The following is a 12,856-nucleotide window of genomic DNA, read 5'->3' on the forward strand; positions in this document are numbered from 1 at the left end:
CGCTCAGGCCGCGAGGAAGTTGGGCCCTTCGTCGCCCTGCGTCCCGGCGACGACGACGTTCGGACCTTCGTCACCTTCGGCACCGGCGGTGACGACGTTAGGACCCTCGTCGCCCTGCGCGCCGACGGCAACCGCGTTGGGACCCTCGTCGCCCTCGGCACCGGCGGCGACGACGTTCGGGCCCTCGTCACCTTCGACCACGGCCGTCGTGACGACGTTCGGACCCTCATCGCCCTGCGCGCCGGCGGTCACGACGTTGGGACCCTCATCGCCCTGCGTGCCGGTCGCAACGACGTTCGGGCCCTCATCGCCCTCTGTGCCGGCGGGGACGACGTTGGGGCCTTCGTCGCCCTCGGCCGCGGCCGTCGTGACGACGTTGGGACCCTCGTCTCCCTCCGTGCCGTTCACGACGGCGGTCGTGGTGCCGGAGGTGAGCGTCAGGGCCGGGGCGCGGTGCGCGGCGGCGTCCCAGGCGCGGGAGATGCCGGGGACGGCGTTCGGGCCCTCGTCCGAGGCGGGGCTCGCGGCAGCCGTTCCGGCGGCGACACCGGCGGCGAGCGCCAGCGTGATCGCCGCGTAGGTGAGGTGCGCGGCCGAGGTTCCGAAGCCCTTGAGGATCATGGTGTCCGCCTTCTGTCGTCGCGGTCTGCGGTGCTGACAGAAAGAAAGGTCGCGTCAGGCGCTCCCAGCACGTTCCGCTTCCGATACCGGCCCGCCGGGCGGTACGGGGAAGCACCCGGGAACCCCTTCCCCACGGCCCGTCGCACCCCCGCGGGGGACCACAGCAGACCGCCCGCACGGCCTTCTGCGGCCGTGCGGGCGGTGGGGGACAGCGGTGTGCCGTACCTCAGAGGTGGTCGGGTCGCCGGCTCACCTCCGCGCGCAGCAGGCGGCCGGCCGCGGCCACCGTCTCGGCGGCCCCCTGCGTGGAGTCCGCGCTGATCATCACGTACCCCTCCGCGGCGTCGCCGTGGCCGGGTATGTCGTCCCCGGACGCGTACGGGAAGTGCACCCGGTGGACGCCGGGCAGCTCGGACACCGCCTCGAGCCCGGACACCGACAACAGCCGTCCCACCGGCAGGCGGTAGGACGCGACGGCCGCGTACCGGTCGGCCGTCGGTACGTCCGTGGGTTTGCCGGCCAGTGCCTGGACGAGCTCCGCCTCCGCGCTGAAGCCCGTGGCGAGCTCGATCAGCGAGGCGAGGGGCTCGTCCGGATAGTCGGCCCGCGAACGCACCACGCGCGGGCCGTCGGCCGTCAGCACGACCACGGTGTACGCGTAACCGAACTCGTACCCGGCGAGGTCGAGCAGCTCGGTCGCGATGGCGCGCGCCTCCGCCTCGTCCCGTTCCTCCAGCGGGGCCGGGAAGAGGTGGCTGCTCGGATGCCAGGCGCCGTGCAGGGCCACCACCCCGATCACCCGGTGCATGCCGTCGACGGTGAGGGTCACGACGCCGTACTCCGGGCCCTCCAGGTACTGCTCCACCAGATAGGAGGGCTCACCTGCGGACCCGCTGCGCGCAGCGGAGAGCTGCGCGCAGGACGGCAGGGTGCGTACGGTGACCGGGGCGCCGATCTCCTCGACTGCGGCGGGCAGTTCCTGGGCCGTGCGGGCCCGGGCGGCGGCCACGTAGGAGTGCCGGCTGCCGTTGAGCAGGGCCCTCATGGCCGCGGGCTCGCTCAGCAGGCGGGTCGCGTCGACCGGGTTGGGGGTCAGGCCGAAGCGGGCCGCGGTCGCGGCGACCGCGGGCAGGTCCGCCGTCCCCGCGCACGCGAGCAGCCGCTGCGTCCCGTGGACGCGGACAGACGCCTCGATCGCCGCGGACAGGGCGGCCCCGTCCGTGAGGTCGACGAGGTCCACCGGCGTTCCCGGCGGGAACCCGTCGTCCCTCAGCAGTTCCTCGTCCGCGAGCACGCGCACGGCGAAACCCGCCGACACGGCCTCCTGCACGAGTCGGACCGACGGACAGACCAGCAGCAGCCGCTGCGGAGGGCTGTCCGGGGGGTGGTGTTCCCGGTCGTGGCCGGCGTTCGCGCTCATGGCTGGCTCCTCGTCTCCTCGGTGGAGGACGGGATCCGGCGGCGGTCGCGCTCGCCCGTGTCCCCCGTGCCCCGGACAACCAATGGTTCGTACATGTCTGGATGCTTCCTTGTCATCGAATGCGCCGGACCGGCCGTACCGGTCACGCTCACGCTCACGCGTCCCCGCGTGAAGCACTTCCACGCGGAGCGTCCCCCCGCGGAGCGGCGCTCGACGGCAGTGTTCCCGCGGCCGTTCCCGGATCCCTCCCCGTGCGTTCCCGGTCCGGGTCCCGGCGCGGTTCTCCGGCGCCGCCGGGCGGGGAACGGGCCGGGAAGGGAGCGGGAACGCGGTGGGTCATCTTCTTCCAGGGACCTCGACCACAGCGGCGGCCGTCAAGGGTCCCTGGAAGAAGACGACCCACCGCGTTTCCTCCCGGACCCGTCCACGGCCGCCTCCCCTCACCGACTGGAGCCCCCATGAGCGCCACCGACAAGGAGCCCGACAAGGAACCCGCCTCCGTCCTGCCCTTCCGGCGGGCCGAGGCCGCCGGCCCGCGGGCCGTGCCGACGGCCACCCCGCCCGACACCACGGGTGCCGGCCTGCTGCGCCTGATGCGGGAGGACCTGCGGGTCGTCGTCGAGCGCGACCCGTCCGTCCGCGGTCGTCTGGAGGCCGCGCTGCATCCCGCGCTGACCGCGCTGTGGACGCACCGGGTCGCCCACCGTCTGCACACCAGGGGCCGCAGGATGACGGCCCGGGTGCTGGCCCGCTGGGCCCGGCGGCTGACCGCCGTGGAGATCCACCCCGGAGCGGTGCTGGGCCGCCGGGTGTTCATCGACCACGGGGCCGCGGTGGTCATCGGCGAGACCTGCACGGTCGGCGACGACGTGACGATCTATCACCAGGTGACGCTCGGCGCCGTCGGCTGGTGGAGCGACAACAACCGGCCGGAGGGCGACCGGCGGCACCCGGTGGTGGGCCGCGGCGTCATCCTCGGCACCAACGCCACCGTGCTGGGGCCGGTGACCGTCGGCGACGAGGCGGTCATCGGCGCCCAGGCCCTGGTCAACAAGGACGTGCCCGCGGGCGCGCGGATGCTGGCCGCCACCGCCACCGGGCGCACCCCGCGCCGCGCGTCCGAGGACGTCATCGCGAGCATCGCCTCGTCCGGCTCCTGGTGACCGCTCCCCCGACTCCTGTCCGCCCCTCCCGTTGCACCGGATCCGACAAGGAAGCACACCATGAGCACCCTCGCACCGCACTCCCTGCAACCGCCCATGGTCCGGCCGGCCGTCGCCGACGGCATAGACGACCTCGTGGGCGCCACCCCCCTGGTCCGCCTCAGGCTCGACGGCCTGGCGCAGGGCGCCGAGGTACTGGCCAAGCTGGAGGCGGCCAACCCGATGTCCAGCAGCAAGGACCGGGCCGCCCTGTACATGCTGAAGGCCGCCGAAGCACGGGGCGACCTGGCTCCCGGCGGCACGATCGTCGAGGCGACCTCCGGCAACACCGGCATCTCGCTCGCCGCGCTGGCCGCGGCCCGCGGGTACCGCTGCGTCATCGTGCTGCCCGACAACGCGACGACCGAGCGGGTGCGCCTGCTGGTGGCGCTGGGCGCCGAGGTCGTCCAGACCCCCGCCGAGCTGGGCTACCCGGGCGCGATCGAGAAGGCCGAGGAGATCCACGCGGCCACCCCCGGTTCCTGGTTCCCCTGCCAGCACGAGAACGCGGACAACGTCGAGGCCCACTACGCCACCACCGGTCCCGAGATCACCGCCGCCCTGGCCTCCACCGGGCGCCGCGTCGACACCCTGGTCGTCGCGGTCGGCACCGGCGGGACGCTCACCGGCATCGCCCGCCACCTGCGGGAGAACGATCCCTCGGTACGCGTCGTCGCGGTCGAGCCGGAGGGTTCCCCGCTGCTGTCCCGCGGGGTGGCCGGACGGCACCGCATCCCCGGCCTCAACGGCGGGTTCGTCGCCCCGACCACCGACGTCTCCCTGATCGACGAGGTGATCGCCGTCGGTGACGGCGACGCCCTGCGCACCGCCCGCCGGCTCGCCGCCGGGCAGGGCCTGTTCGTCGGTGTCTCCTCCGGTGCGGCCGTGCACGCCGCGCGCCTGGTGGCCGCCCGGCCCGAGTACCGCGACAAGACCGTCGTCACCGTTCTGCCGGACACCGGCGAGCGGTACCTGAGCATGTGGGAAGACCCGTCATGACGCTGCTGGTAGCGAGCCTGAAGAAGTTCGGCGACGCCGTGAAGGTGCGGATCGGGGAGACGACGACCACCCGGTACCTCGCGGTCGCCGCGACCACCGACGGCCGCCTCGGGATCTTCCACCACCACATGCTGCCGGGCGCCGCCGGTGCCGCGCCGCACTACCACACCAAGATCGCGGAGTCGTTCTACATCATCTCCGGGGAGGTCACCGTCCACGACGGCACGGGCTGGCACAAGGCCCAGGCCGGCGACCTCATGCACGTGCCCGAGAACGCCGTGCACGGCTTCCGCAACGACAGTGACGCACCGGCGGAGATGCTGATCATCTTCACGCCCGCGGAGAACCGCGAAGCCTTCTTCACGGGGCTCTCGGAGCTGCTGGCCGACGGCAACACGCCGTCCCGGGCCGAGATGGTCGCGCTCATGGAGAAGTACGACCAGTTCGAGGTCGACGAGCCCTGACCGGCACGCCCCGACCGGTACGCGTGCCGTCGGTACGGGTACCGCCGCCACCCGCACTCCACCTCCTGTTCCCTCCACCTCCCGTTCCCTCCCCCGCTTTCCGTTCCGCTCGAAAACTCCAGGAGTCGTCAGATGAATCCCGTCAACTGGGCCCGTTTCGGCCTGCTCGCCGCCCTGTGGGGGTGCAGCTTCGCCTTCATCAAGGTGTCGCTGGACGCCTTCGCGCCCCTCCAACTCGCCTTCGGGCGGCTCCTCGTGGGCGCCCTCGTCGTCGCGCTGATCCTCACCGTGACCAAGGGCTCCTTCCCCCAGCGCGCGGTCTGGGGGCACATCGCCGTCGCCTCGGTGTTCGGCAACGTCGTGCCGTTCACCCTCTTCGCCGTCGGGGAGCAGCACACCACCGCGACCATCGCCGGCGTGATCCAGGGCGCCACCCCCTTGGTCACCCTGGGCCTCGCCGCCGTGGCCATCCGCACGGAGAAGCCCACGGCGCGCAAGGTGACCGGGCTCGTGATCGGGTTCGTCGGACTGATCGTCGTGGTCGGGCCGTGGCGGACCCACGGGTTCGGCTCCATCGGCGGGCAGCTGGCCTGCGTCGGCGCGGCGGTCAGCTACGCGGTCAGCTTCGTCTACCTGCGCCGCTTCATCGCCCCGTACAAGATCCCGGCGCTCGCGGTGACCGCGGCGCAGCTCACCTGCGCCATGGTCATCACCGGCCTGATCACCACCTTCTCCATCGGCTGGGACCTGCCGGGCGAGCTGACGGCCGGTCCGCTGCTGTCCCTCCTGGTCCTGGGCGGCGCCTCCACCGGTATCGCCTTCGTCCTGATGAACCGGCTCATCGCGGACGCCGGCCCGACCACGGCCTCCGGCGTCAACTACCTGGTCCCGGTGTTCTCCGTGGCCGTCGGCGCGGTGGCCCTCGGCGAGAGCATCACCTGGAACGTCCCGGTGGGCGGCGCGGTGGTCATCGCGGCGCTCGCCCTGGCGGAGGGGCGGCTGCCGCTGCCTGCGCGGCGCGGCGCGGACGGGGAGGCGGGTGCGTCGGCCGCGGCACCGGCCGCCGCCGCCTCGGCACCGCCCGCGCCCGCGCCGGCCGCGTCCGACCGGGCGCAGGGCGCGGTCGCGCGGGAGGCCTGCTGACCTGTCCGACGGCCTGCTGACCCTTTCGACAGCCCGTCAGACCGTCCGCAGACCCGCTGAACCTTCCGCACGAGCCCGTCCGAGACGACTCGCCGCACGGCGCGCCCCACTTCCGGGGGCGCGCCGTGCGGCGTTGGCGTACCTGCTCCGCGTCTCCCGCTCTGCGTTCCCCGCCTCGCGTGTCCGCCCTGCGTTCCCCGCCTCGCGGCGCCCGACCCGCGGGGTGGGAAACGCGGGGCCCGGCCCGGCGGCGCCCAGCTCGGTGGGGCCCCCGGACCAGCGGGGCCCGGACCGGCGGGGTCTGACCAGGCGGCGCCCTACCTGGCGGGTCCGGCCCAGCGGGGCCCGGACCGACGGGGTCTGACCCGGCGGGTTCCGGCCCGGTGGGGCCCAGCCCGACGGCGCCCGACCCGCGGGGCCCGACCCGGCGGCACCCAGCTCGACGGGATCCGGCCCGGCGGCACTCGACCCGCGGGGCCCAGCCCGACGGCACCTGACCCGACGGGATCCGGCCCGGCGGCACCCGACCGAAGGGGGCCGACCCGACGGCACCTGACCCGGCGGGGCTGGCCCGGCAGGGTCCGGCCAGATGGCGCCTGACCCTGCGGCACCCAGCCCGGTGGGGCCCAGCCCGGTGGGGCCCAGTCCGGCGGCGGCACCCGACCCACGAGGCCCGACCCCTCGGTGACGCCCGCATCATCACCGCGGCCGCATTCGAGTTCCACCCCCTCCCCGGGGCCGACCCCACCGCCCGCACCACGATCGCGACCCCGGTCAGCCCGGCCGCCGGAGCCACCCACGTCACCCTCCACGTGGTCCGGATCGCCGCCGGCGAGTCGTACACCCCCGAGCACAGCGCGGCCGAGGAGAACACCGTCGTGGTCTTCTCGGGCACCGGCACGGCCGCCGTCGGCGACCTCACCTCCCCCGTGGAGCGCGGGTCCGCCGCCTACGCCCCCACCGGCCGCGCCCTCACCCTGACCGCGGACGGCAGGGGGATGACCGCCTACGTGTGGCGCACCCCCCTGGCGGGCGCCCCCGTCGGGAGCGACCCGGTCCTGCACTCCTCCCTGTGGGACGAGACCACCCAGCTGCGCGGCTTCGGCGGGACCGGACAGGTCGACGCCGCGGAACGCCGGGCGACCATGAACTTCGTCTTCTGGCCCGGCAACGGCAGCAGCCGCCTGTGCCTGCACTGCGGCATCCAGCAGCCGGGCGAGACCTTCAACGTCCACCTCCACCCCGACAGCGACGAGGCGTTCATAGCCTTCGAGGGCGTCGGCCAGATGTACCTGCGCGACCGCTGGATCGACGTGGAGGCGGGCGACGTCCTGTACGCCTCCCCCGGTGTCCTGCACGGGGCCCGCAACCCGCACACCGGTCCCACCGCCCGCCGCTTCGTGACCTGCGGCGGGCCCAGCCCCTACGACCCGGCGCTCTACTCCGCCGCCGGCTACTCCTCACAGGTCAGGTGAACCCAGCGTGTGCCGCATATACGGAACCTTCAACGTCCACTCCGACGAGGCCGAACTGCGCCGTGTCGCCGACCTGATGCACCACGGCGGTCCCGACGCCCAGGGCGTCGCGCACCGGCCCGACTGGGCACTCGGCAACAACCGACTGTCGATCATGGACCCCGAGGGGGGCGCCCAGCCCTACCACCTCGGCCGGGTCACCGTGGTCTTCAACGGTGAGATCTACAACCACCGCGAACTGCGCGAGCGCCTGACCGGCCTCGGCTTCCACTTCGACGACCACTGCGACGGCTCCATCCTGCCCGCGCTGTACCTCACCTACGGGGACCGGTTCGCCGAGCAGCTGGACGGCATGTACTCCGTCGCGATCATGGACCTGCGGCAGACCCCGCGCATGGTGCTGGCCACCGACGACTCGGGCATGAAGCCGCTCTACTACCACTGGGACCGCACCGCGGGCCGCTTCCACTTCGCCTCCGAACTGCCCGCGCTGCTCGGCTTCGCCGGGGTGCGGGCGGAGGAGGACGAGGCGGGGCTCGACGCCTACCTGACCTCCAAGACGCCGTTCGGCGACCGCACCATGTTCCGCGGCATCCAGGTGCTGCCGCCGGCCACCACCGCCGTCCTCAACCACCGGGACGGGCTGCGGATCAGGCAGCGCACCATGGGCCACGAGCTGGGTCTGCGCCCCGACAAGGACCGCACCCTCACCGAGGCCGGCGACCAGCTGCGCGACCTGCTGTCCCACGAGGTGTCGCGGCTCCTGATCGCGGACGCCCCCGTCGCGGCCGTCACCTCCGGCGGCCTCGACTCCAGCCTGGTCACGGCGCTCGCCGCCCGGGCCCTTCGCGAGGGCGGCGGCAGCGGGAGCCTGCACACCTTCAACATCGCCTATACCGGCACCTGGCCGAGCGACGAGCGCGCCTATGCCGCCGAGGTCGCCCGCGCCGCCGGCACCACCCACCACCAGGTCGAGGTCGACCCGGCCACCTTCCCCGACCTCATGACCGACGTGGTGCGCCACCTGGGGCAGCCGAACGCCGACCCGATCACCCTGTCGACGTTCTCCCTCTTCCGCGCGGTGCGCGACGCCGGCTTCAAGGTCGCCCTCACCGGCGACGCGGCCGACGAACTGTTCAGCGGCTACTCCCGGATGACCCAGGCGGTCGCCGCGCACCACGGCTCGAACTGGATCGACGGCTACCTCGACCACCTCGCCGCCGTCCCGCGGGCCCTGCGCGAGAGCCTCTACACCGACGAGTACGCCTTCGCCGTCAACGCGGTGGGCCCGGCCCTGCCGCCCGGCATCCGGCGGATCCTGCACAGCAGCCCCGGCACCCGGCTGCAGCGCATCGGCGCGGTGGAGCAGCGCTACCGGCTGCCCGCCTACCACCTGCGGCGCGTCGACCACCTGTCGATGGCGAGCTCGGTCGAGGTGCGGCTGCCGTTCACCCAGCCGTCGGTGGTGCGCTTCGCCGCCACCCTCACCGACGAGCAGCGGCTCGTACCGGGCGTGGGCGTGAAGCGGGCCCTGTACCAGGCCGCGCAGGGGCTGATCCCGCGCAGTGTGCTGGAACGGCCCAAGCAGCCCTTCACCCTCCCCATCACCGCGATGCTCGCGCCGGGCCAGCGGTTGTGGTCCCTCGCCCGGGACGTCCTGTCGCCCCACACGCTGCGCGCCGACGGCCGGCTCCGCCCGGAGCGGGTGGCCGCCCTCTTCGACGAGCAGGCCGCGCGTCCCAGCGACTCCGCGTCCCTCGCCCTGTGGTCCCTGATGTCGCACCAGCTGTGGCGCCAGGAGTTCTTCGGCGCGGCGAGCACGCCGCTCACCCTCCACACGCCGGTCCGCGTCCTCCAGGAGGCGGCATGACCGTCAGCCTCGCCCGGGCGCACGGCACCCCGTGCCCGACCGCCGTCGTGGACGCGCGCACCATGCCCGAATCGGAACCCGAACTGCTCGCCCAGCTCACCGAACTGCGGACGGCCCTCGCCGACCACGGTGCCGCCGACGTCCTGAAGAACGCCCTCATCCGGCCCTCCCGGCACCCCCTGTTCGACCTGGACTACCGGTTCGTCCAGTCGATGCCGGACAGCCTCGACAGCTTCGACCTGCGTGGCTCCTGCGGCCACTCGATCCTGGCCGCGGTGGAGGCGGCAGCCCGTACCGGCATGATCCAGCCCCTGGTGCCGGGCTGCCGGGTCCGGGTCAACGTCCTCAACAACGGGGACAACGTGGTGTGCGAGGCGGAGGAGACCTCGGACGGGGGCACCCGCTTCACCGCGCACTTCCTCTGCTCGCCGCCGAAACCGGTGAACGACCTCCTGATCACCGGTGAGCCCGTCACCGGCGTCCGGTTCGAGGGGAGCACGATCCCCGTCTCCCTGGTGTCCATGGGCAACCCGTACCTCTTCGTGCACGCCGCCGAGCTGGGCGCCCACACGATCGAGGACCTGTTCGCCGACGACCTCGTGCTGTTCGACCGGATGACCCGACTGCGCCTGGCGGTCTGCCGGGCCCAGGGCTGGGACACCACCGGCGCCTTCCCCAAGGTGGCCGCGCTGCTCCCCGACGGCGTGGGCTCCCTCGCGGTCCGTGCCATCTCCGTCCCGTCCTGGCACCCGACGGTGGCGCTCACCGGGGCCACCTGCCTCGCCGCGGGCGCCGCCGTGGAGGGCACGATCCCCTACCTCCTGTCCGGCGTCGCGGACCAGTCGGACAGCGGCATGCTCGCCCTGCGCACGCCGGGCGCCACGGTCCGCGCCTCGGCCCGTACGACGGGCGGCCCCCACGACCGCCGGCTGGCCTGGATCTCCGTCGCGGAGAAGCAGGTCGACTACCGCGGCCCCTTCCTGCCCGCCACAGCCTCCGAGGAGTTGTCATGGCTTCCGCTGACAGCCTGACCGTGCCCGCCGCGCCGGCGCTCACCGACCTGCCGCCCGCCCCGCCGGCCACCGGACTGACCGCGCCCGTACGCAAGTTGCTGGCCGCCCATGCCCAGGACGCCGACGAGAGCGGCGAACCCGACCGGCCGGCCCTGGCGGTGCTGCGCGAGAGCGGCCTGCTCGGTCTGGCGCTGCCCCACGAGTACGGCGGCACGGACGCCGACGCCGAAGGGCTCAACACGGCCGTCGAGCAGGTGGCGCAGGTCAACGCCTCCGCCGCGATCATGCTCTTCCAGCACTACGCGGTCAGCCGGCGCATCCTGGAACACGGCAGCCCGGCCCTGCGCCGCAGGCTGCTGCCCCGGCTGGCCCGGGGCGAGTGGCTGGCCGCCTCCGCCTGGAGCGAGACGGGGGCCGGCGCGAACAAGAAGCAGCTCTCCACCACCGCCCGCCGTACGCCCGACGGCGGCTGGGTCCTGAACGGCGCCAAGTCCTTCACCACCAGCGCCGGTCTGGCCGACATCTACCTGGTGCTGGCCCAGACGGAGGAGCCCGCGCCGGACGCCGCCCCGGACACCGGCTACGGCGCCGCCGGCCAGACCTTCTTCCTGATACCGGCCGACACCCCGGGCCTGGTGCCCGACACCTCGCTGCGGCTGACCGGCATGCGCGGCTCGGCGACCGGCTTCGTCTCCGTGCACGACTGCCACGTCCACGACACCGCCCGGCTCGGTGAGGTCGGGACGGCCGCCTCGATCATCGCCGGGGTCCGGGACAGCGGTGCCACGCTCGGCGCGGTGTCCGTCGGGCTGGCCCAGGCCGCCCTCGACCTGGCCCACCGGCACGCCGAGCGCCGCGGCCTGCTGGCCCAGCAGGCGGTGCGCCACCGGCTGGTGGACATCGCCGGCGAGGTGGAGGCGGCCCGCGCGATCGTCGAACGGGCCGGACGACGCACCGCCCCCGACCCCGGCATCGCCACGCTCCACTCCAAGCTCGTCGCCAGCTCGGCGGCCGAACGCGTCGTCAACGCCGTCGAGCGGATGCTCGGCTCGGCGGGCTACGTCGCCTCGAACGAGATCAACCGCTACGGACGCGACGCCCGCGCCGTCGCCCTGATGGGACCGACCAACGACCTCTGCAAGGAACTGGTGAGTCTGACGTGGAACCGTTGAATCCCCTGTCCGCCGACCTGTCCTCCAGCCCCTCCTCCAGCCTGTCCGCCGGCCTTCCCACGGACCTGTCCGCCGGCCTTCCCGCCGACCCGTCCGAGCCCGCCGAACTGAGCGTCGTCGGCGGCCGGCTCGTCACCCCCGACGGCGTCCGCGACGGAACGGTCGTCGTCCGCGACGGCAAGGTGGCGGCCCTGCTCGCACCGGGCGAGCCGGTCCCCCCGGGCCCCCGGCTGGACGCCCGCGGCCGCTACGTCCTGCCGGGTCTCATCGACTCCCACGTCCACTTCCGCACCCCCGGTCTTGAGTACAAGGAGGACTGGGAGCACGGCAGCCGGGCCGCCCTCGTCGGCGGTGTGACGACCGTGATGGACATGCCCAACACCCGCCCGCCGTCCCTGGACGAGCCGAGCATGCTCGCCAAGGCCGAGGTGATCGAGGGCACGTCGCGGGTCGACTACCGCTTCCACATGGGCGCCGACCCCGACCGCCCCGAGCTGCTGGCCGAGCTCGATCCGCGGATAGCGAGCTCCGCGAAGGTCTTCATGGCCGGCCACCACACGGCACCGGTGGTGTTCCGGGACCACGAGCAGCTACGGCGGGCCTTCGCCGCGGCCGCCCGCGGCGGTGTCCGGCTCGTGCTGCACGCCGAGGACCAGCACGTCTTCGACCTCCTCGACGCGAGCGCGGGCACCCCGGACTCGTACGGCGGGTACGAGCCGCACCGGCCGCGGTCGGGTGGCATCGTCGCCGTCGCCCAGGTGGTGCGGCTGGTGCGCGAGTTCGGCACGAGCGCGCACATCCTCCACGTGTCGTCGGCGGAGGAGGCCGACCTGCTGTCGGCGGCGGCCGCCGAGGGACTGCCGCTGACGTACGAGGTGACGGGCCACCACCTGTCGTTCACCCACGACGACACCACCCGGCGCGGCCCCCGTACCCGGCTCTCCCCGGCCATCCGCGAGTCCCGTGACCAGAAGCGCCTGTGGCAGGCGGTGTTGCGCGGGGAGGTCGCCACCCTGGGCAGCGACCACGCCCCGCACACGGTGGAGGAGAAGAACCGTCCGCCGGCCGACGCGCCGCCCGGGCTGCCCGGCGTCCAGGAACTGGCCACGGCCGTCTGGACCGGTCTGCGCACCAGGGACGTCGGCCCGGACGAGGCCGCCGCGCACCTGGCCCGGCTGATGGGCGCGGGGCCCGCCGCGCTCTTCGACCTGCACGGCAAGGGGCGGCTCGCACCGGGCGCGGACGCCGACCTGGCGCTGCTGGACCCGGCCGAGCGCTGGCAGTTCTCCTCCCGCGACGTGCAGGCGCTGTGCGGCTGGTCCGCGTACGAGGGCTGGACCTTCACCGGGCGCTTCACGACCACGGTCAAGGGGGGCCGCGTCGTCTGGGACCACGCGGACGGCTTCACCGGCCGTCCCGAGGGCCGCTGGCTGCAGGGCTCGAGCCGGTCGCTGGAGGTGGCCCGATGACCTCGACC

At 74.0% G+C, this 12,856-nt stretch carries 11 protein-coding genes; 9 read left to right on the top strand and 2 right to left on the bottom strand.

Annotation, left to right across the window (positions count from 1 at the left end):
• Positions 1-3: 3 nt before the first annotated feature.
• On the bottom strand, positions 4-621 hold the full coding sequence (locus FGF04_RS31545; RefSeq protein ID WP_149514793.1) for a hypothetical protein: 618 nt from the start codon (positions 619-621) through the stop codon (positions 4-6).
• 226 nt (positions 622-847) lie between these two features.
• A complete protein-coding gene (locus tag FGF04_RS31550; protein ID WP_149514794.1) occupies positions 848-2,041 on the bottom strand; it encodes an ATP-grasp domain-containing protein in 1,194 nt (397 codons plus the stop codon).
• Between the two features lie 581 nt (positions 2,042-2,622).
• Between FGF04_RS31550 and epsC the strand changes: the two genes are divergently transcribed.
• From epsC to FGF04_RS31600, 9 genes are all read left to right on the top strand, one after another.
• Positions 2,623-3,204 (top strand): serine O-acetyltransferase EpsC, encoded by a 582-nt coding sequence (epsC, locus tag FGF04_RS31555; protein WP_149514802.1) that lies wholly within the window; start codon positions 2,623-2,625, stop codon positions 3,202-3,204.
• A 60-nt stretch (positions 3,205-3,264) separates the two neighbouring features.
• Positions 3,265-4,242: a PLP-dependent cysteine synthase family protein gene (locus tag FGF04_RS31560; RefSeq protein ID WP_149514795.1), complete on the top strand. Its 978-nt coding sequence runs from the start codon at positions 3,265-3,267 to the stop codon at positions 4,240-4,242.
• Entirely contained in the window at positions 4,239-4,706 is a 468-nt protein-coding gene (locus FGF04_RS31565; RefSeq protein ID WP_235882599.1) for a cupin domain-containing protein, read from the top strand. Before FGF04_RS31560 ends, FGF04_RS31565 begins: the two co-directional genes overlap by 4 nt.
• 132 nt (positions 4,707-4,838) lie before the next feature.
• Positions 4,839-5,849 carry a DMT family transporter gene (locus FGF04_RS31570; RefSeq protein WP_149514796.1) on the top strand — a complete coding sequence of 337 codons (1,011 nt, stop codon included), beginning with the start codon at positions 4,839-4,841 and terminating at the stop codon, positions 5,847-5,849.
• Positions 5,850-6,661: 812 nt separating this feature from the next.
• Positions 6,662-7,324 carry a cupin domain-containing protein gene (locus FGF04_RS31580; protein ID WP_235882600.1) on the top strand — a complete coding sequence of 221 codons (663 nt, stop codon included), beginning with the start codon at positions 6,662-6,664 and terminating at the stop codon, positions 7,322-7,324.
• Positions 7,325-7,331: 7 nt separating this feature from the next.
• The gene (gene asnB / locus FGF04_RS31585; protein ID WP_149514799.1) at positions 7,332-9,194 is read left to right on the top strand and encodes an asparagine synthase (glutamine-hydrolyzing); all 1,863 of its coding nucleotides are present in this window, start codon (positions 7,332-7,334) and stop codon (positions 9,192-9,194) included.
• Positions 9,191-10,225 carry a PrpF domain-containing protein gene (locus tag FGF04_RS31590; RefSeq protein WP_149514800.1) on the top strand — a complete coding sequence of 345 codons (1,035 nt, stop codon included), beginning with the start codon at positions 9,191-9,193 and terminating at the stop codon, positions 10,223-10,225. The genes asnB and FGF04_RS31590 overlap by 4 nt, the downstream gene beginning before the upstream one ends.
• Complete coding sequence (locus FGF04_RS31595) at positions 10,204-11,379, top strand: acyl-CoA dehydrogenase family protein (protein ID WP_149514801.1); 1,176 nt, start codon at positions 10,204-10,206, stop codon at positions 11,377-11,379. Before FGF04_RS31590 ends, FGF04_RS31595 begins: the two co-directional genes overlap by 22 nt.
• 65 nt (positions 11,380-11,444) lie before the next feature.
• Positions 11,445-12,848 carry a dihydroorotase gene (locus tag FGF04_RS31600; protein ID WP_149514804.1) on the top strand — a complete coding sequence of 468 codons (1,404 nt, stop codon included), beginning with the start codon at positions 11,445-11,447 and terminating at the stop codon, positions 12,846-12,848.
• Positions 12,849-12,856 lie beyond the last annotated feature (8 nt).

This window comes from Streptomyces apricus, from assembly GCF_008369065.1.
Taxonomy (GTDB): Bacteria; Actinomycetota; Actinomycetes; order Streptomycetales; family Streptomycetaceae; genus Streptomyces; species Streptomyces apricus.

What these genes read in the sequence shown, in the direction of transcription:
- FGF04_RS31545 (WP_149514793.1), bottom strand. Translation starts at nt 621, where the DNA reads ATGATCCTCAAGGGCTTCGGAACCTCGGCCGCGCACCTCACCTACGCG.
- FGF04_RS31550 (WP_149514794.1), bottom strand. Translation starts at nt 2,041, where the DNA reads ATGAGCGCGAACGCCGGCCACGACCGGGAACACCACCCCCCGGACAGC.
- FGF04_RS31560 (WP_149514795.1), top strand. Translation starts at nt 3,265, where the DNA reads ATGAGCACCCTCGCACCGCACTCCCTGCAACCGCCCATGGTCCGGCCG.
- FGF04_RS31565 (WP_235882599.1), top strand. Translation starts at nt 4,239, where the DNA reads ATGACGCTGCTGGTAGCGAGCCTGAAGAAGTTCGGCGACGCCGTGAAG.
- FGF04_RS31570 (WP_149514796.1), top strand. Translation starts at nt 4,839, where the DNA reads ATGAATCCCGTCAACTGGGCCCGTTTCGGCCTGCTCGCCGCCCTGTGG.
- FGF04_RS31590 (WP_149514800.1), top strand. Translation starts at nt 9,191, where the DNA reads ATGACCGTCAGCCTCGCCCGGGCGCACGGCACCCCGTGCCCGACCGCC.
- FGF04_RS31595 (WP_149514801.1), top strand. Translation starts at nt 10,204, where the DNA reads ATGGCTTCCGCTGACAGCCTGACCGTGCCCGCCGCGCCGGCGCTCACC.